Below are 19599 nucleotides of genomic sequence, written 5' to 3'. Positions count from 1 at the left end.
CAATACCGCCTCAATATAGTGTGCGTGACGCTTCTTTAAAACCTCTCTAAACTAGATTTCAAGCGCCGCACGTAAATTTGTCCGAAAAATTCAAGAATATTTTGGGAATGGCGTAAACCCGGCAGCCATTCCAGCGTTTAAACACACTTCCGCCGCCTATTTCCTGCTTTCGTGACGCTCAACAATTTTGCGCAGGACGGCGAGAAACGCTTCGACCGAATCCATGCTCACATCCGGTTCCAGCGACACACGGATCGCGCCGGGGCCGTCCTCATGGCCCATGGCCGCCAGCACGTGGCTTGGACCGACCTTGCCTGACGAACAGGCAGAACCCGCCGAAAGCGCTATTCCGCCAAGGTCAAAGGCGATCTGGACTGTCTCGGCCTTCTGGCCATCGAGCGAAAAGAACGTTGTGTTCGGAAGACGATCCACGGACTTGCCGTGAATCACTGCCCCGGGTGCGATTTCCAAAATCCCCGCTTCCAGTCTGTCCCGCATATCGGGAGACCAGCCGCCACTTTCAAGCCGCTCTTTCGCAACGGTTGCAGCAGCGCCGAAGCCCGCAATCAGCGGCAAGGCTTCTGTACCGGCACGGTGTCCCTTCTCCTGACCGCCGCCGCGCACCAGCGCACGCGGCATCATCAGATCTGAAATGGCAATAACCGCACCGACGCCTTTCGGACCGCCGATCTTGTGGGACGAAACGATGAGATAATCGCCACAATTATCTGAAATATCGAGCGGAATACGCCCTGCCGCCTGAACGGCATCGACGACATAAATGCCGCCCGCAGCCTTCACGATAGCGGCAATCTCTGCCACGGGCTGAACGACACCGGTTTCGTTATTCGCGGCCTGCACGGCGACCAGCGGCAAGCCCTTGCTTTTGTCATAGGCAGCAAGCGCTTGCTCCAGCACATCGAGCCGCAAAATGCCGTTTGCATCGACAGGCAATGCCGTGATGCTGTCAGCGGCAAACTGACCGCCAGCGGTCATGCAGGGGTGCTCGGTCGCGCTGACATAAAGATGCGAAAGGCGCACCGGCGAACGCCCCATCATATAATTCGGCGTCAAAAGCGTCGATGCAGCTTCGGTCGCGCCGGAGGTAAAGAAGACATGTTCGGGCTTGGCGTTGACCAGCGACGCGACGTTGCGGCGCGCCGCTTCAACCAGCGCGCGGGCAGCGCGGCCCTCACGATGCACGGAGGACGGATTGCCCGTAATGCTCAACGCCTCGATGACCGCATTGCGCGCTTCATCGAGCAAAGGCGCACTGGCATTATAGTCCAGATAGAGCCTCTTGCCGCTCCCGTTCACCGTCCCTATCTCCTAAATAACGTCAAGAATGGGCTTCGAGCGCAATTTCCTTGAATTTTCAATCGGGAAAAGCCTATTAAGCCATTACTGCGTGCTGAACTTCAGGTTCAGCCTGTCCAAATTTCAAATCGGTTCTAGAAGCGGCGTCCCCCAACGTCAAGTTCGCAGCTTCGGTCCGATCATCCCGTTACAAGCGGAGTACACATGCCAGAAGTCATTTTTAACGGACCAGCCGGACGCCTCGAAGGCCGCTATCAGCCTTCCAAGGAAAAGAACGCGCCCATCGCGCTCATCCTGCATCCGCATCCGCAATTCGGCGGCACGATGAACAACAAGATCGTCTACGATCTGTTCTACATGTTCCAGCAGCGCGGTTTTACGACACTGCGCTTCAACTTCCGTGGCATCGGTCGCAGCCAGGGCGAATTCGACCACGGCGCGGGCGAATTGTCGGATGCCGCGAGCGCGCTCGACTGGGTGCAGGCCCTGCATCCGGATTCCAAGAATTGCTGGGTTGCCGGTTATTCCTTCGGTTCCTGGATTGGCATGCAGCTTCTGATGCGCCGTCCGGAAATCGAAGGCTTCATCTCGGTCGCACCGCAGCCGAACACCTACGACTTCTCGTTCCTCGCGCCGTGCCCTTCGTCCGGTCTCATCATCCATGGTGATCAGGACAAGGTCGCACCGCCCAAGGATGTGCAGGCGCTGGTGGATAAGCTTAAGACCCAGAAGGGCATCACCATCACGCAGAACACGATTGAAGGCGCCAACCACTTCTTTGCCGGCCATGGCGATCAGCTGATCGAGGAATGCTCGGAATATCTCGACCGCCGGCTGATGGGCGAACTGGTCGAAGCGCGCCCGAAGCGTCTGCGCTAAACAACAAAATCGGTCGCAAACCAGATTGACCTGGTCTTATCCGGCGGATCGCTCCGCCGGATTTTTTGTGCATATTGATTTCGTCAGATCGATTCGTTTCTCAGCAGGTGCGCCATGCCGGTCTATGCCCTTCTCGCCATTGCCATCTGCTCCGAAGTCATCGGCACATTGAGCCTCAAGGCGTCGGAAGGGTTCACCCGGCCCATTCCATCTATTATTGTGGTCGTCACCTATGGGCTTGCCTTCTATTTTCTATCCCTGACATTGAAGACTATTCCCGTCGGCATTGCCTATGCAGTCTGGTCGGGGATCGGCGTCACACTGGTCGCGCTGATCGGCTGGCTCGTCTTCGGTCAGAAGCTGGATTTTGCCGCCGTGGCGGGCATGGCATTGATTATCGCAGGCGTAGTGGTTCTCAATCTGTTTTCAGGCACAGCACAGCACTGAACAATCGAAGCTGTTGACGAAACCTGCGCAAATTGCGTGTTTCGCCAGACGTTCGGGAGTTTCCTTGTTATTGGCGGTTGATTGGTGCTAAAGGCCAACTTATCACTTTGTTGTAAGCATCCGCTTACTCCAGTTTCAACTTCGCCTTACCAGTCAGGAAAAAGGAATGTCCGGTTTCAAATCCGATTTTCTTCGCACGCTTTCCGAGCGTGGCTTCATTCATCAGATTTCCGATGAAAGCGGCCTCGACGAATTGTTGGCCAAGGAAACCGTGACGGCTTATATCGGCTTCGACCCGACGGCACCAAGTCTGCACGCGGGCGGTCTTATCCAGATCATGATGCTGCACTGGTTCCAGCAGACCGGCCACAAGCCTGTGGCCTTGATGGGCGGCGGCACGGGCATGGTCGGCGATCCGTCCTTCAAGGACGAAGCGCGCAAGCTGATGACCGAAGATACGATTGCCGAGAACATTGCCGGCATCAAGCGCGTCTTCGCGAACTACCTCACCTTTGGCGACGGCGCCACCGACGCGCTGATGGTCAACAATGCCGACTGGTTGCGCAACATCAATTACCTCGAATTCCTGCGCGATGTGGGCCGTCATTTCTCGGTCAATCGCATGCTGTCCTTCGATTCGGTGAAGATGCGCCTTGACCGCGAGCAGTCGCTGTCCTTCCTCGAATTCAACTACATGATCCTGCAGGCTTACGACTTCGTGGAACTGAGCAAGCGCCAAAATATCCGCCTGCAAATGGGCGGCTCGGACCAGTGGGGCAATATCATCAACGGTATCGACCTCGGCCACCGTATGGGGACGCCGCAGCTCTATGCCCTGACCTCGCCACTGCTGACCACCGCTTCCGGCCAGAAGATGGGCAAGTCGCTGGGCGGCGCCATCTGGCTCAATGCGGACATGCTGAGCGCCTACGACTTCTGGCAATACTGGCGCAACACCGAGGACGCAGACGTGGAACGCTTCCTGAAGCTCTACACGACGCTGCCGATGGATGAGATCGCCAAGCTTGCCGCGCTCGAAGGTTCTGAGATCAACGAAGCGAAAAAGATCCTCGCGACGGAGATAACGGCTATATTGCATGGCCGTGATGCCGCCGAGGAATCCGCCGAGACGGCCCGCAAGACCTTTGAAGACGGCGAACTGTCTGAAAATCTTCCGACGGTCGGCGTCCACAAGGCAACGCTCAACAGCGGCATCGGCATTCTGGCGCTGATGGTTCTGGCAGAACTCTGCACCACCAACGGTGAAGCCCGCCGTCATGTTGAAGGCGGTGCCGTGCGCATCAATGACGAGCCGGTCACCGATCCGCGCATGACGATCGACGCCGGTGCGTTGAACGATCAGGGCGTCATCAAGCTGTCGCTCGGCAAGAAGCGCCACGTGCTTATCCGCCCGGCCTGATCTGGCCAGCCCAATAATTGAAACGAAAAAGCCGGGCTCCTGCCCGGCTTTTTCACATCCGTATTATCGGCGCTAACCCGCTTTAAAACTCGAAGATCGAGCGGAAGATGCCTGGCGCAATGATCGAAATAGGATTGACGATCACCTGCGGCTGTTTTGCGCTTCCCGAAAGCTTGTAGGTGATGCCGATCAGGCCACGGTCGCGACCATTGCCCAGCAGCATACCCACGATAGGCACTTCCCCGAACAGGCGGTTCACGCCATAAGCAGGCATGAAGGTGCCGGTGATCGCCATATTGCCTTGCTTGTCGTAAAGCGTTCCCTGGAACGTTGTGCCGACCGATGGTCCGCGCACCACACCCTTCGACAGGTTGAGATAGCCATCGCCCTTTTCAATCAGCGAGAAGCCCCGCTCGACATCGACGCGCGACACGTCAATGTCACGCTTCACCGCCTGATTGAGGCTTGCACCACCGGTTGCAGGCGGGCTCGACACGAGCTTGGCCAGACGCGGCTCGTTGATGATCGCGAAGTTGCGGGCATCGATCTGTCCACGCAGCGGGCCATCGCCCTGCGCCGCAAGCCCAACGGTTATCTTGCCGCCGCGCATCTTGTCGTAGAAATCGAAAAAGCGCAGCACCGCGCCCGCATCATTGGACTGGAGCGAAATTGAGCGGGCATCGCCCTGATCATTATTCGTCGCGACGAATGATTGACCGGACGAAGTCTGGGCGTTGACGGAAACACCCGCAATGCGATTGCCGGAGCTTTCATAGGAAATAGCGACATTGCGCAAGGATTCGCCGTTGAAGCCGCTGACTTCATCGACCTGCGCGCTCACGACCACACGCGGCCCCTTGCTTTTGCCGCCGCTGCCCTTGCCGCCCAGATCGGACGCCTGCTTGATCAAGGCCCGCGCATCGAATTGCGATCCGCGCACATTGACCCGATAGCCATTGGCACCCTTGGTAGCCTTGACCGACAGACGGTCATTCCGGTTGAGACGCAATTCGCTGAAATCAGCCGACTGGAAATCGCCCTTGGCAATCGACAGATCGCCCTTTACGCCGAATGCATCCCCCGTGAAGACCAGATTGTTGATATCGATCTTGCTCTTATCATCCGGATTCTGGATGAAATCGAAGGTGGCCTTGGCCGGTATGCCAGCGCCCTTACGCCAGCCAAGCCATGACAGGTCCACCTGTGTTCTGCCAAGATCGGCCGTGACGTGGCGCTTACCGCCTTCCGCCATGCCGAGATCAACCGACATTGGCCCGGAAAAGACGGAGTTCAGCCCCGGAAACACCGCGTTGCGTGTCTTGTCGTCGATTTCCAGCTTGATCTTCTGATCGCGCTTGGCCGGTCCGGACAGATTAACCGGCTCGGTCATCGTCACCTTGCCGGGTACGCCATCGAGTTTAGCATCAGCGGTGATGACAGCGGCGGTCTGGTCAACCTTGATCGTGCCTGTCGCATTGCTGACATTCGATTCGCCCACCGGCTTTGCGATATCCAGATTGTTGAAGCCGATATCGGCGCTCCATTTCAAAGTGCCGGGCGGCGGGTCCTTCGACACGGCAAAGCTTACCTTCACCTGCGCTTTCACATCGCCCGATACGTCTTCCGGCAGGAAGGGCACGTTTTTCAGAACATCAATGGGCTTTTTACCGGCAATCTCGGCGATAGCGGATGCATCGCCCGAAACCGTAATATCGAGATCGGAAATAACCGGACGCTGCGGTCCCCATGGAATGATCAGCGTGCCGTTGGAAACGTCGGCCTTTCTGTTTTGCGCCGTATAGACGACCCCCTTGGGGAGCTTGATCGTCGTATGCGCACCGCGAACGGTGATCACGCCATCGGCATCGCGCACCGGCGGCAATTCACCGACCACGTCAAGACGTGTGTCGAAAACCTTGAAATCACCTTTGATTTCATCGCCCGTCAGCGGTGGCGGCAGACCCGGACCGTTAAAGCGTCCGGCAGCCAGCGAGATGTCGATCTGGCTATCTTTCAGCGTGCCGCCGTAAAGGTTTTTCAGAACCCATTCACGCGCGCCATCGGCCACGTCGATGGGCCAGAGATGCTTGGCGTCAGCCACAGGCATTTTAGGAATGCGCAGCATGAAGATCATTTCGGGCGAGCCATTGCCGAACGCCATGCCGCCCTGCCCGTAAAGCTGACCGTTTTCGGTCTGCACATCGAGATTGGCAAACTGCACACGCAGCTGATCAGCCAGAAAACGACCAGATATGCGGGTTGCGAAGGACAGCGGCTGCTCTGTCGACTCCGCTGGCATGCTCGTCGCCGAACTGGTCAGAACCTCGAAACGATAGGCCGGACCGTCCTGATTGCCCGCATCCTCCGGTTCTGGCCCGAATGCGCCGTTGAACTGCGCCTGAAGTCCCCCCAATTGCAGCCGCGATTGCTTGATCTCGATCTTGCGACTACCCACCTGATGCTCAAGGCTCAAAAGCGCACTGCCGCGCACGTCCTCGACCCGCCCCATCTGCATGTCGATGCCATCGACGCCCAGATCAACGCCAAGGCGTTCGGGCCGGTCGCCCGTCGCGGCTGTGCCGGAAAGCGTAATTTTTGCCTGCCCGTCCAGCTCGAAATGCGCCGGATTGATCCTGTTGTTCGCCATGACAGGCGTTACTTCAGGCGGCGATCCGAGCTTAACGGGAATATCATTGATGTTAAGCGCGAAGCCCTGAAGGCTGTTATCAGCAACATCGCGATCAATCTTGCCGTCAATCGCGATCCTCTTACCCTGCCAGAGCAGATCACCCGTGATGGCGATCTTTCCTTGATCTTCCACCAGTCGCGCAGTCTTGATTTCCACGGATTGTTGAGCGTCGCCCGCCTTGAAGCGGATGGTGCTGTTGAAAATGCCAATGGCGCGGGTGTCCTGCTGGCGCAAAAGCTCGACGCTCTTGCGCATCGCCGCGAAAATCTGCGCCGAAACGGCATCGAAATCGACGATGCCGCGCTCATCGTAAGGCAGGGACTTCCAGAAACCGTCGCCCTTCGCCTCCGGCATATCGAAGGTCACGCCCTCGACTTCGAGCTGCGCCACGCGCACCGATCCGGTCAAAAGCGGCAGAGGGGCCAAACCAAGGCGCACAGACCGGATGCCTTTGATTTCAACGCCTTGCCCGGGGTCGATCACGGAAACGTCCCGCGCTTCCATGGCGACATGGCTATCCTGATCGAGCGAAAGCGCGGCGCTGCCAATCGAAGCGGACGCGCCATCGCCCAGCACGCCGACCAGAGCCTTCTGCGCTTCATTACGCAAAAGCTCGCTGTTCACGCCGCCACGAAGAATGAGAAAACCCGCACCACCGACCAGAACAAGCAGAATGCAAATCGAAACGAAAGCATGGGAACAACGCGAAATAAATGACCGCCCCGAGCGCAACGGGCCGTCTGCGAGACCATCTGCGCCATCAGCGGCCAGACGCTCGATTCTATCCATCTCCCGCTTCGTGAAGCGGATTCGTTTCGGTTTCTCTGTCAACAACCCAGCCGGATATCAAGTGCTGCAATCGACGACGCTTCATAAGATGAATCATGAAACTATCGTATTGAATTGATTTTACTCACCCTTTCCATCTGAGACAGTGCTTGCGGTTTGCGCTTGCGTCCATTTTCCGACATTTCGCCAATCTGCGAAACGATGCGGTTTCCATGGTTGCACAAGCGTCACTCGAATGCGATAGCTCGGACTGTAACAGGTGATTTCCATGCTAATCCATAAAAGAAAGGCACAGATATGGCTCATCCCCAAGTTGGCGAAACGGCACCGGATTTCAGCTTGCCGTCAGATGGACTTTCGGGAAGCGGTCAACTCACCCTTTCGTCGTTGAAAGGCAAGCCTGTCGTCCTCTATTTCTATCCCAAGGATGACACGTCGGGCTGCACCAAGGAAGCGATTGCCTTTTCACAATTGAAGCCGGAATTCGACAAAATCGGTGCGCGGGTAATCGGCCTGTCGCCAGACAGCGCCACGAAACATGCCAAGTTTCGCAAAAAGCACGATTTGACCGTCGATCTCGTCGCAGACGAAGAACGCACAGCTCTGGAAGCCTATGGCGTGTGGGTCGAGAAAAGCATGTATGGCCGCAAATATATGGGCGTCGAGCGTACAACCTTTCTGATCGATGCCGCTGGCCGTATCGCACGGGTCTGGAACAAGGTGAAAGTTGCCGGTCACGCCGAAGACGTGCTGGAAGCGGCTCGCGCCCTATAGCCCGACGGAGTGTATCCTGTGATGCGCGAGACCAAGGCTCCCGAACAAACGCTGCGTGGCAATGCCATCCGTGCCATTGCTGCAGCCGATCTGGACGACAAAGTCCGCCTCACGCGCGAGACGGCGGCGCGCTGGTTCGGGCGCACGCTCTCGGTGCGAAGCCCGCTCGACCCGCCTTTGCCAGATCGTCCGGGCCGTCCGGACAAGCCGGAGCTTGTCCCGCCGCGCATGATGAAGAAGCGCTCGCTCCACACGGAGCATGGCCGTATCGCGCTGATGCACGCTCTTGCGCATATCGAGTTGAATGCCATCGATCTGGCGCTCGATATTGTGGCCCGCTTTGCAGCCAAGCCCATTCCGCGCAGCTTTTTCGATGGCTGGATGAAAGTCGCTGATGACGAAGCGCGGCATTTCACTTTGCTGCGCAATCGCCTGAAAGATCTTGGTGCCGATTATGGTGACATGCCTGCTCATGACGGGCTGTGGCAGTCGGCGCATCAAACGCGCAATGATCTGGAGGCGCGGCTGGCCGTGGTGCCGCTCATACTCGAAGCGCGTGGGCTGGATTTGACGCCGTCGCTTCTCGAAAAGATGATCGAAACCGGCGATCACGAGACGGCAGCGATACTGGACACCATCTATAACGACGAGAAAACCCATGTCGCGGTCGGCGCGAAATGGTTTCGCTTTTTCTGCGCGCGTAATCGCATCGATCCGGTCGCCCGCTTTCAGGAACTGGTGCGCACCAATTTTCGCGGCGATCTCAAGCCGCCGTTCAACGATTTGGCACGGGCCGAAGCCGGACTGACGCCGTCCTTTTATCGCAACCTGTCTCCGGTCTCGATCTGAGACACTTTCCGGCCCGCATGGCTGGCGCAAGCCACGAATGCAAAGCTTTATTAACCCTAATAAGTTGTAATCAAACTTAGGGAATCGGTGCGTTTTCCAGAACGTTCCGCCAGAATTTTGCAGTTCGCATCCGTGTTCAGGTTCCGAGCTGCTCTATCGGGGGGCATGTGGGTGCCATGACGAATAAACGGGCGAAAACAACGGGAAAGACGGTCTTCGGTGAACGCAAGGAACCGCCTGTCGTCATTATCGCTCGCGGCGAGAAAATCAGCCATTTCACGTTTCGCCCTTGGATGGCCATTGCAGGCGGAGCGGCGTTTCTGGCGCTTTCAACTGCCTATCTCGGCTCCACCGCCTATCTCGTGCTGCGCGATGATCTGATCAGTTCCAGCATTGCGCGACAGGCACGCAACCAGCAGCTTTATGAAGACCGGATTTCGCTGCTGCGCACGGAAGTGGACCGCATTACGAGCCGCCAGATGCTTGACCAGCAGGTCATGGAAAACAAGCTCGCTGAACTCATGCAGCGACAGCAGACGCTGAGCGCGCGCGATGGCAAGCTTGCGCCTTTGCTGGAACGGGCATCGAAGTTGCAGCCAATGCCGGATATGCCGACACAGCCCGTCCCCTTCGCCGAAGAGCATAGCCAGCTTATCCCGGATGAGGCGATTGGCGAGCGGGACTTTCCCGGCATCGATCCGATCATAACCGGGCCTGTGCCCGCGAATGTCAAACCGGAGCGTCGTGCCGATGCGGGACCGCTGGGTCTGCGTCTTGCGGGCGGCATGTCGGGTGAATCCACAATCGAGACCTCCGACAAGTTGCTTGCCACCATCAACCAGACCCTCCATCGCATCGAAAGCGAACAGAATGGCAAGGTGCGCAATCTGGCGGATGCCGCTTATGAAAAAGCCGACACCATCGTCGACACGCTAAATTCCGCCGGGCTTCGCATCGAAACCTCGGACCAGGCGCATTCTGCCATGGGCGGCCCGCTGATTCCGATTTCAGCGCCCGGCACAATCGTCAATGATTTCGACATGCAGATCCGCAATCTCGACAGTGCACTGGAACGGCTCGATAGCGTTCGCAAACAAATCACGGCGATGCCGCTCGCGAACCCTGCCCCCGGTATGCCGGTGACGAGCCTTTTCGGATATCGCAGCGACCCGTTTTTCGGCAGCTCCGCCTTTCATTCAGGTATCGATTTTCGCGCCGCCTACGGCCAGACAATCCGGGCCACGGCTGCCGGAATGGTCATGAAGGCAGGACGCTTTGGCGGCTATGGTAACATGGTCGAGATTGACCACGGCAATGGTTTTGCCACACGCTTTGCGCATCTCTCGCAGGTTCTGGTCCGTGACGGGCAGAAGATCACCCGCGGCACGGTCATCGGTCAGGCGGGCAGCACCGGGCGTTCGACCGGGAGTCACCTTCATTATGAAGTGCGCGAGAACGGTCGTCCCGTCAATCCGGTCAATTTTCTCAAAGCGGGCAAACAGATAGAGCCGCTGCTTTAACAACAGCCATAAAAAACCCGGCGCTGAGGCCGGGTTTTTGTTATTCGCGGATTTCGAACAGGTATCAGTCGATATCGTCGATCATCTCGCCACCACCCTGAATGCGGTGTGCGAGCGCTGCTTCCATGAAAGGCGTTACCGCGCCATCCAGCACTTCCTGTGGATTGGTGCTTTCCACGCCGGTGCGCAAATCCTTCACCAACTGGTATGGCTGCAGAACGTAGGAACGAATCTGATGCCCCCAGCCGATATCCGTCTTGGTGGCATTGGCTGCGTCCGTCGCTTCTTCGCGCTTTTTCAGCTCTTCCTCGTACAAACGCGCGCGCAGCATCGACCATGCTTTTTCACGGTTCTTGTGCTGCGAACGTTCCGCCTGACACTGCACCACGATACCGCTCGCGATATGCGTGATACGCACTGCGGAGTCCGTCGTGTTGACGTGCTGACCACCGGCACCCGATGCACGATAGGTATCAATGCGAACGTCTGCTTCCGTCACCTGCACATCGATATTGTCATCGATCACCGGATAAACCCAGATACTGGCGAAGGACGTATGGCGGCGGGCATTGGAATCGTAGGGCGAGATGCGGACCAGACGATGAACGCCTGATTCGGTCTTCATCATGCCGTATGAATTGTGCCCCTTGACGAGAATGGTCGCGGATTTGATGCCCGCTTCATCGCCATCGTGCACTTCCATCACCTCGACCTTGCGGCCGTTGCGTTCTGCCCAGCGCGTATACATGCGCAGCAGCATCGACGCCCAGTCCTGGCTTTCCGTGCCACCGGCGCCGGCATGCACTTCGACATAGGTGTCGTTGGCATCGGCTTCGCCCGACAGCAGCATGTCGATCTGGCGGCGATCGATCTCGACCTTGAGTTCGCGGACGGTGTTTTCCGCATCGTCGATGATCGACTTGTCGCCTTCCTCCTCGCCCATGGCGATGAGTTCGATGCTGTCGTTCAATGTCTGGGTAAGCTGATTGATACCGTTAATGCTGTCTTCCAGCTGCTGGCGCTCACGCATCAGCTTCTGGGCTTCCTGGGCATCATTCCAGAGTGTGGGATCTTCGGCCTTCTGATTGAGATAGCCGAGACGTTTTATCGCCTGATCCCAGTCAAAGATGCCTCCTCAGCAGGCTTATGGCCTGCTTGATTTCGTCAACCAGCGTCTCGATTTCCGCGCGCATGGGCAAATCGTTCCTTCAGTAATTCCTATTTCAATGGGAAACCAAACCGGACGCAAAGCCCGGCTCGTCATTTCCAGCGTCGGACAGCCTGTCCAAGCGCCGCGGACCATAGTGACGCGGCCACGCTGTGTAAAGGCCAAAGCCCTGTAACCGGATCAGTAAAGTCCGCCCGAGCCGGAGTTGATTGCACGGGTTGCTTGCGGCGATTGCGGTGCGACAGGCGCGCCTTCACGGAACGAATCCATACCGATGACCGAATAGCTGTCGGATGGTCCCGTGCCCGGCTTGAAGGCTTCCATAATCAGATTCGGGTCACCCTCATTGGTGCGCATACCGGTCTTGCGGTTGATCGCAATCAGCGTCATGCCTTCCGGTACGCGGAAGTCCACCTTGGGCGTTCCAGCCAGCGCCTGCTCCATGAAGGATTTGAACACCGGTGCAGCCAGACCGCCGCCCGTGCCGCCCCGTCCGAGCGATTCCGGAGTATCGTAGCCCATAAATACACCGACCACGAGGTCGGGCGTGAAGCCGACGAACCATGCGTCTTTTTCGTCATTGGACGTGCCGGTCTTGCCAGCCAGCGGACGGTCGAGGCTCTTCAGAATCTGCGCCGTGCCGCGCTGAACAACGCCTTCCATCATCGATGTGATCTGATAGGCCGTCATCGGGTCCAGCACCTGATCGCGATTGTCGATCAGGGTCGGCTCTTCCTGATTGGCCCAATCCTGCGCATTGCAGCCTTCGCACTGGCGCGCATCGTGCTTGAACACGGTCTTGCCGTAACGGTCCTGAATACGGTCGATCATCGACGGCGTGATGCTCTGGCCACCATTGGCGATGACGGAATAGGCCGTTACCATGCGCAGTACGGTGGTTTCACCCGCGCCGAGCGACATGGAGAGAACCGGCAGCATCTTGTCGTAAACGCCGAAACGTTCGGCATATTCAGCGACAAGCTTCATGCCCATGTCCTGTGCCAGACGCACGGTCATGACGTTACGCGACTGCTCGATACCGTAGCGTAGCGTGGACGGACCGGCGAATTTGCCCGAATAGTTCTTCGGCGCCCAGACACCGAGCGTACCGCCCTGATTGACTTCCAGCGGACCGTCCAGAACCACGGAAGCAGGCGTATAACCATTGTCGAGCGCCGCAGCGTAGACGAACGGCTTGAACGACGAACCCGGCTGGCGATAGGCCTGTGTGGCGCGGTTGAATTCCGATTCCGCATAGGAGAAGCCGCCGACCATTGCCAGCACACGGCCCGTATGCGGGTCCATGGCGACGAGCGCGCCTTCAAGCTTCGGCGGCTGCTGAAGCCGATAGCCGTTGCCTTCCTTCGAGACATAGATGATGTCGCCGGTGTTGAGTACACCTTCCGGCGACTTCGCACTGCTGCGCTTGCCATCGATATTGGTGACGCGCATCGCCCACTTCATGTCGTCGGCGGTGATAAAGGCGCGCTTGCGCTCCTTGCTGCGCGATCCGGACGCTTCGACTTCCGGCTGGAGGCCGATATCGGCACCGGCAGCGGAAACATTCAGCACAATGGCGAGCTGCCATTCCGGAACATCCGAATAGGACTGCATGTCGCCGAAGGCGGTGCCCCAATCATTGCCGAGATCGACATTCTTCAACGGCCCGCGCCAGCCGCGTGCTTCGTCATAGCGCAGAAGCGCAGACTGCAGCGATTTGCGTGCTTCGACCTGCAAGGTCGGATTCAGCGTGGTGCGGACCGACAGGCCGCCTTCATACAGGGCGTCGACACCATATTTCTGGATGATCTGGCGGCGCACTTCCTCGGTGAAATATTCCGATGCGAAGACATAATGCATATCGCTGCGCGATGTGACGCCGAGCGGCTGCTTCTTCGCGTCTTCCGCCTCAGCTGTCGTGATATAGCCGTTTTCGGCCATACGATCGATCACCCAGTTGCGACGTTCCATGGCGCGGGCTGGCTGGCGGAAGGGATGATAATTGTTCGGGCCCTTCGGAAGTGCTGCGAGATACGCGCTCTCCGCGATGTTCAGTTCGCCGACCGACTTGTCAAAATAGGTCAGTGCCGCGCTGGCGATACCGTAAGAGCCAAGGCCGAAGAAGATTTCATTCAGATAGAGTTCGAGAATGCGATCCTTGGAATAGGCCTGCTCGATACGCATGGCCAGAATCGCTTCACGAATCTTGCGGTCATAGGTCTGGGTCGAGGACAGGAGGAAGTTCTTCGCGACCTGCTGCGTGATGGTCGACGCGCCCATCGGGCGGCGACCCGAGCCCATATTCTTGACGTTAGTGATAACGGCGCGTGCCAGACCACCGAAATCGAGACCATGATGTTCGTAGAAGGTCTTGTCTTCGGCGGAGATGAACGCAGCCTTGACCCGGTTCGGCACAGCCTGGATTGGCAAGTACATGCGACGCTCGCGCGCGAACTCCGCCATCAGGCTGCCGTCCGATGCATGAACGCGGGTCATGACCGGCGGCTCGTACTTCGCCAGCACCTCATAATCGGGCAAATCTTTGCTAAGGCTTCCGACGTAAAGGGCAACGCCGCCTGCTGCCAGAAGCATCAGCACCGCACCAATCCCGAAGAAATAACCGATAAGCCTTACCATATTTGCGGAATCCTGCCGTCAGATTATGCCCATGATAAGCGTCAATGCGCCAACCGCCAACCCACGAGCCCCGTAAGGTTCATGGTATCAGGCTTAGTGACCATCAAATGCGTCAAACGCAAGATCGTTTATGCGTTTTAACAGAATTAACATCTTTAGGCTCGGTCCCGGAATAAAAATACGACAAACTGTTGCATGCATGCATCGTCGTGCTGGTGCTCAACCTTTTGTTACGATTGCCGGGCGTCGTAACGTTTCGAACGACTTGATTGCCAAAGCAAGTCGGTCAGCAAGTTTTTTCCGCCATTCCGGGTTGCTTATGAGTTTTTCGTCTTCTGCATTCGACAGATAGCCGATTTCGATCAATACAGAAGGCACGTCCGGGGCGCGCAGCACCTGAAATCCGGCAAAACGGTGCGGATTGTTGATGAGATTAACCTGCCCCTGCAATTGTGCGATCACCTTTTCCGCAAAGCTCAGCGAGAAGCTATGGGTCTCGCGGCGCGTCAGATCGAGCAGAATATCGGCAACTTCCGGCACTTCTTCCGGCGCGGTGCCTCCCAGATTGTCGGATTTGTTTTCACGTTCCGCCATGGCGCGCGCTACCGCATCCGACGCCTTGTCGGAAATCGTATAGACCGTGGCACCGCGAATATCCTGCTGATTGATCGTATCAGCATGGATGGAGATGAACAGATCGGCCTCATGCTGGCGCGCGATGCGGACGCGCTCGGACAAGCGAAGATAAGTATCGTCGTCCCGTGTCATCAGAACCTGAATGTTCTTTTCCTGCGCAAGACGGTCGCGCAATTCGACACCGAAGGCGAGCGTCAGGTCTTTTTCCTTGATACCGCTCAGGCTTTCGGCACCGCTGTCGATGCCGCCATGGCCCGGATCGATCATCACCGTAAACGGACGGGTCTCGATCTTGGCTGATTGAGCAGAAAGCGCAGCCTTGCGCTCGGTCGAACTCGTGATTTCTGAACGTCCTTGCAGTTGTGCGGTGAATTCCCGGTCGGACGTTGCGACCATATCCGCCACAAGACGATAACCGGACGCGCTTTCATTTTTCAAAACGCGCAGATTTTCCACCTTGAAGGGGCCACGCAGGGTCAGGATAAGGCGCGAACGCCCCTTCCCCGCCAGTCCGTAACGAACATTGGAAACCAGACCTCTGGCTTCAAGGCTCTTTTCGTCGAACCCGAAACGGGTTTCGGGCAACTCGATCACCAGACGATGGGGATTGTCGAAAAGGCGCGTCGTCAGTTCCGGCTCGCGGTCGAACATCACGACGATGCGGGTGCGCAGATCATCGCCTGCCATGCGAAAAGTGAGCGCCGTCAGCGACTGTCCGGCCTGATCGGCGGCCAGAGCGGCGCCCACCTGAAAAAGACCCACAAGGAGAAAGACCGCAAGCGCCAGCCATTGCCGCGCAGTTGCAGAGATTGTCGTTGCTTTTTCACCGTTTCGAAAATGCATTCGCCATCACGATCGAATAATATTGAATTGGTGGCACCGAATAGCGATGCCAGCGCTTTTATGTGCGCCTCAATGCGCAACTGTCCACCCGACCCGCTGCACGCAACTCATGAAACTGTCGTACAGAACTACGGTTAACGAAGGCTTTCCAGCCGCAATTGAGCCGCGAATATGACCTACATTCGGGTTACGACGAAATTGCGATGCGAATGTCAACTGATATTCGTACTTGTCATCATGCATCCGACGCCATAAAAGCTAATGCAGGTTACGGGTTAGCTGTCAGAATCGTTTGCCGGTTTTCGAATATGACCGGAGAGAACGAGAGCGAGAACAGTGGTTTATACGCTCACAGTCCCGGTGGCCGGAACAGAATTCAGTGGAGATGTGGCTCCCCCGCCCTCCACTTTTGATTGGTCGATTGCGCATTGTTACGCGCTGTCGCCACCGCATCGAACTTAAAGCCGGGTCCGGCTTCAGGATAGAACGGTGCGTGGATTTGAGAATTTAAGGTGTCCTTGTGCGTCCAGTTAGACGCACGGCGCTTTAACGCTCGAGAAGAGCAATGAAATCGGCCCGGTCTCCGGGTCATATATTGAGGTCGTTTCGTTCGGAACAGCTATGGGTCTAGTAAGACTGACCATCGCAAGCCTAAAGACCGTGATCGCCACGTGGCCGTCGCGCGTAAAGGCAGCAGCTTATGTTCCGGCGAACCCAGAACCATCCGGCAGATGCAATACGGTTAGGTCGGCAGCCTTCAGGGCTTCCTCCGGCGCACGTGTTTTGCGTCTTCGCGCCGGTAGGAAAGACACTAATGTCCAACAAAATGCTCATCGATGCCTCCCACCCGGAGGAAACCCGCGTCATTGTTACGCGCGGTAACAAGATTGAAGAATTCGACTTCGAGTCGGAACACAAGAAGCAGCTGAAAGGCAATATCTACCTCGCGCGGGTCACGCGCGTCGAACCTTCGCTTCAGGCTGCATTTGTGGAATATGGCGGCAACCGTCACGGTTTCCTCGCCTTCTCGGAAATCCATCCCGATTATTACCAGATTCCGGTCGCGGATCGTCTGGCGCTGCTTGAAGCGGAAGCCAAGGCGCAGCGCGCCGAAGACGACGATGATGACGAGCCACGCGCCAAGAGCGAACGCTCTGGCGAGCGTTCGGGTGAACGGTCGAATGACCGCTCGCGTCGCAATCGCCGCCGCGGTGGCCGCGACAACCAGAACAAGGCACAGGCCAGCGCATCGGATAACGGCCTGCCCGCAGCCGAGCCCGTCGGTCCCGGTTTTGCGAATTATGTGCCTGGCACACCTGCAAGCGCCCTGTCGCATAAGGGCGACGTAATTTCGGAAGCCATCGACAATGGCGACGAAGACGATGTCGAGCATGAAGAAGACATGGTCGAATCGGTCGGTTCGGAAGATGCGCTGGAAGAACTGCCGACGCATACCCGCACCCATCGCCGCCAGTACAACATTCAGGAAGTCATCAAGCGCCGCCAGATTCTGCTGGTGCAGGTGGTCAAGGAAGAGCGCGGCAACAAGGGCGCTGCTCTCACGACCTATCTGTCGCTGGCTGGTCGTTATTCGGTGCTGATGCCGAACACTGCGCGTGGCGGCGGCATTTCCCGCAAGATCACCCAACCGCAGGATCGCAAGCGACTGAAGGAAATCGTCAAGGAACTCGAAGTGCCGCAGGGCATGGGCGTGATCCTGCGTACGGCTGGCGCCAATCGCACCAAGGCGGAAGTCAAGCGCGACTACGAATATCTGATGCGCCTTTGGGAAAATGTCCGTACGCTGACCTTGCAGTCGACGGCGCCGTCCCTCGTCTACGAAGAAGGCAGCCTGATCAAACGCTCGATCCGCGACCTTTATAACAAGGACATCACGGAAATCCTCGTTTCCGGCGAGAACGGCTATCGCGAGGCCAAGGACTTTATGCGCATGCTCATGCCGAGCCATGCCAAGGTGGTCCAGCCCTATCGCGAACAGGTGCCGATCTTCACACGCAATGGCGTCGAAGCCCAGCTCGACCGCATGCTGCTGCCGCAGGTGACGCTGAAATCGGGTGGTTACCTGATCATCAACCAGACTGAAGCGCTGGTTGCCATCGACGTCAACTCCGGTCGCTCGACGCGCGAACATTCCATCGAAGACACCGCGCTCCAGACCAATCTGGAAGCAGCCGAAGAAGTGGCGCGCCAGCTGCGCCTGCGCGACCTTGCCGGCCTGATCGTCGTCGACTTCATCGACATGGAAGAAAAGCGCAACAATCGCGCTGTCGAAAAGAAGATGAAGGACTGCCTGAAGGACGACCGCGCCCGCATTCAGGTTGGTCGCATCTCGCATTTCGGCCTTCTGGAAATGTCGCGCCAGCGCATTCGCGCATCGGTGCTGGAAAGCACGATGCAGGTTTGCCAGCATTGCGGCGGCACCGGCCATGTCCGCTCGGACTCGTCGATGGCGCTGCATATCATTCGCGGCATTGAAGATTATCTGCTGCGTCATTCGGGCTTTGACATCAATGTTCGCACGCCAGCGGCTTCGGCGCTTTATGTGCTGAACCACAAGCGCCAGTTGCTGGCCGATCTGGAAGGCCGCTTTGGCGTCGCCATCAGCATCGACGCCGATGAAAGCGTCGGTCACCAGCATTTTGCGATCGACAAGGGCGCGCCGTCCACCCGTCCGGTGACACAGCCTCCTGTCCAGCCGATGGCCTATATCGAAGACGACATCGAAGATCCTGAAATTCCGGTCGAGGAAGACGAGGAAGAAGAAGACGTCAAGGCCGAAGCGCCGGCTCGGGAAGAGCGCAGCGAGGAAGGCGACCGCAAGCGTCGTCGCCGTCGTCGCCGTCGTGGCGGCAAGGATCGCGACAACCGCGAACAGACCGCTCAGGACAATGCTGCCACCGAAGATGCCGAAGACGATGCGGATGAAGGCGATGAAGCTTCTGAACCGCGGTCGGATGCCGCTTTGAGCGACGATGATCGCCGTAAGAAGCGCCGTCGTGGCCGTCGCGGTGGACGCAAGAATCGTCGTGAAGACGAGGTGCGCGGTCGCAAGGTTCCTGATCCGGAGTTTGTCGGCTACACGCCTGTTCTGCCGGTAAAGGCCGAGGCCGCTATTGAAGCTGCTGCAGCCGAAGTCGTCGCTGCCAAGGCCGAAATTGTTGAGGTTGTGGAAGCGGTTGCTGTTGCAACGGAAGCTGCCGAAGCGCCGGCTGAAGCCGAAAAGCCAGCCAAGGCTGCCCGCAAGCCGCGTGCCCGCAAGTCTGCAAAGACTGAGGAAGCCGCAGATGAGGTGGTTGCTGCAGAAGTCGAAGAAGCCCCTGTCAAGCCAGCCCGGAAGACCCGGTCTCGCAAGAAGGCCGACGACGCCGCACCGGAAGCCGTAGAAGCGCCTGAAGCCGTGGAAGCTGATAAGCCGAAGCGCCGCACCCGCAAAGCAGCTGCCAAGCCGGTAGAGGTTGAAGAAGGCGCTGCCGAAGCTGTTGAAGTCGAAACCGAAGTGGCTGTGATCGAAGAACCGGCCAAGAATGTTGAGCCTGTCGTCACATCGAGCGAGAGTGACGAACAGAAGCCGAAGCGTGGCGGCTGGTGGCAGAAGAAGGGTTTCTTTTAA

The 19599-nt window shown here is 57.6% G+C and carries 12 protein-coding genes and 1 pseudogene; 7 read left to right on the top strand and 6 right to left on the bottom strand.

Annotated features, from left to right (window positions below; all coding sequences use genetic code 11):
• Window positions 1–156: 156 nt before the first annotated feature.
• Window positions 157–1317 carry a cysteine desulfurase family protein gene (locus ABWW11_RS06390; protein ID WP_109368895.1) on the bottom strand — a complete coding sequence of 387 codons (1161 nt, stop codon included), beginning with the start codon at window positions 1315–1317 and terminating at the stop codon, window positions 157–159.
• Window positions 1318–1521: 204 nt separating this feature from the next.
• On the opposite strand from ABWW11_RS06390, the gene ABWW11_RS06385 reads away from it, so the two are divergent.
• From ABWW11_RS06385 to tyrS, 3 genes are all read left to right on the top strand, one after another.
• Window positions 1522–2196 carry an alpha/beta hydrolase gene (locus tag ABWW11_RS06385; protein ID WP_078338528.1) on the top strand — a complete coding sequence of 225 codons (675 nt, stop codon included), beginning with the start codon at window positions 1522–1524 and terminating at the stop codon, window positions 2194–2196.
• 114 nt (window positions 2197–2310) lie between these two features.
• Window positions 2311–2643, top strand: a complete 333-nt coding sequence (locus ABWW11_RS06380) for a DMT family transporter (protein ID WP_109368894.1) — start codon at window positions 2311–2313, stop codon at window positions 2641–2643.
• Window positions 2644–2809: 166 nt separating this feature from the next.
• Window positions 2810–4063 carry a tyrosine--tRNA ligase gene (tyrS, locus tag ABWW11_RS06375; RefSeq protein ID WP_319080435.1) on the top strand — a complete coding sequence of 418 codons (1254 nt, stop codon included), beginning with the start codon at window positions 2810–2812 and terminating at the stop codon, window positions 4061–4063.
• Between the two features lie 82 nt (window positions 4064–4145).
• Here tyrS and ABWW11_RS06370 read toward each other — a convergent pair whose 3' ends face one another.
• Window positions 4146–7541 (bottom strand): DUF3971 domain-containing protein, encoded by a 3396-nt coding sequence (locus ABWW11_RS06370; RefSeq protein WP_353409469.1) that lies wholly within the window; start codon window positions 7539–7541, stop codon window positions 4146–4148.
• A gap of 297 nt (window positions 7542–7838) precedes the next feature.
• Between ABWW11_RS06370 and ABWW11_RS06365 the strand changes: the two genes are divergently transcribed.
• From ABWW11_RS06365 to ABWW11_RS06355, 3 genes are all read left to right on the top strand, one after another.
• A complete protein-coding gene (locus ABWW11_RS06365) occupies window positions 7839–8315 on the top strand; it encodes a peroxiredoxin (RefSeq protein WP_109368891.1) in 477 nt (158 codons plus the stop codon).
• A gap of 21 nt (window positions 8316–8336) precedes the next feature.
• On the top strand, window positions 8337–9164 hold the full coding sequence (locus tag ABWW11_RS06360; protein WP_109368890.1) for a ferritin-like domain-containing protein: 828 nt from the start codon (window positions 8337–8339) through the stop codon (window positions 9162–9164).
• A 176-nt stretch (window positions 9165–9340) separates the two neighbouring features.
• Entirely contained in the window at window positions 9341–10684 is a 1344-nt protein-coding gene (locus tag ABWW11_RS06355) for a M23 family metallopeptidase (RefSeq protein WP_109368889.1), read from the top strand.
• 64 nt (window positions 10685–10748) lie between these two features.
• On the opposite strand, the gene prfB is transcribed toward ABWW11_RS06355, so the two are convergent.
• The 4 genes and pseudogenes from prfB to ABWW11_RS06335 all read right to left on the bottom strand — a co-directional run.
• A protein-coding gene (gene prfB, locus ABWW11_RS06350; protein ID WP_109368888.1) for a peptide chain release factor 2 occupies window positions 10749–11877 on the bottom strand; the annotation gives its coding sequence in 2 pieces (ribosomal slippage) (window positions 10749–11807 and window positions 11809–11877; 1128 coding nt in all).
• Window positions 11878–12032: 155 nt separating this feature from the next.
• A complete protein-coding gene (locus tag ABWW11_RS06345; RefSeq protein ID WP_124915990.1) occupies window positions 12033–14489 on the bottom strand; it encodes a penicillin-binding protein 1A in 2457 nt (818 codons plus the stop codon).
• 219 nt (window positions 14490–14708) lie between these two features.
• Window positions 14709–15968: an N-acetylmuramoyl-L-alanine amidase gene (locus tag ABWW11_RS06340; protein ID WP_124915991.1), complete on the bottom strand. Its 1260-nt coding sequence runs from the start codon at window positions 15966–15968 to the stop codon at window positions 14709–14711.
• Between the two features lie 632 nt (window positions 15969–16600).
• Window positions 16601–16780, bottom strand: a pseudogene (locus tag ABWW11_RS06335) (hypothetical protein); the annotation flags it as partial.
• 2 nt (window positions 16781–16782) lie between these two features.
• On the opposite strand from ABWW11_RS06335, the gene ABWW11_RS06330 reads away from it, so the two are divergent.
• Entirely contained in the window at window positions 16783–19599 is a 2817-nt protein-coding gene (locus tag ABWW11_RS06330; protein ID WP_124915992.1) for an Rne/Rng family ribonuclease, read from the top strand.

This window comes from Brucella sp. NBRC 113783 (assembly GCF_040372265.1).
Taxonomy (GTDB): Bacteria; Pseudomonadota; Alphaproteobacteria; order Rhizobiales; family Rhizobiaceae; genus Brucella; species Brucella teleogrylli.
Note: the sequence above shows the minus strand (reverse complement) of the source record. Positions and strands in the feature narration are given on the sequence as shown.

Bases quoted from the DNA above. Each gene is read 5' to 3' on its own strand.
- ABWW11_RS06385 (WP_078338528.1), top strand. From the start codon at position 1,522: ATGCCAGAAGTCATTTTTAACGGACCAGCCGGACGCCTCGAAGGCCGC.
- ABWW11_RS06380 (WP_109368894.1), top strand. From the start codon at position 2,311: ATGCCGGTCTATGCCCTTCTCGCCATTGCCATCTGCTCCGAAGTCATC.
- tyrS (WP_319080435.1), top strand. From the start codon at position 2,810: ATGTCCGGTTTCAAATCCGATTTTCTTCGCACGCTTTCCGAGCGTGGC.
- ABWW11_RS06370 (WP_353409469.1), bottom strand. From the start codon at position 7,541: ATGGATAGAATCGAGCGTCTGGCCGCTGATGGCGCAGATGGTCTCGCA.
- ABWW11_RS06365 (WP_109368891.1), top strand. From the start codon at position 7,839: ATGGCTCATCCCCAAGTTGGCGAAACGGCACCGGATTTCAGCTTGCCG.
- ABWW11_RS06360 (WP_109368890.1), top strand. From the start codon at position 8,337: ATGCGCGAGACCAAGGCTCCCGAACAAACGCTGCGTGGCAATGCCATC.
- ABWW11_RS06355 (WP_109368889.1), top strand. From the start codon at position 9,341: ATGACGAATAAACGGGCGAAAACAACGGGAAAGACGGTCTTCGGTGAA.
- ABWW11_RS06345 (WP_124915990.1), bottom strand. From the start codon at position 14,489: ATGGTAAGGCTTATCGGTTATTTCTTCGGGATTGGTGCGGTGCTGATG.
- ABWW11_RS06340 (WP_124915991.1), bottom strand. From the start codon at position 15,968: ATGCATTTTCGAAACGGTGAAAAAGCAACGACAATCTCTGCAACTGCG.
- ABWW11_RS06330 (WP_124915992.1), top strand. From the start codon at position 16,783: ATGTCCAACAAAATGCTCATCGATGCCTCCCACCCGGAGGAAACCCGC.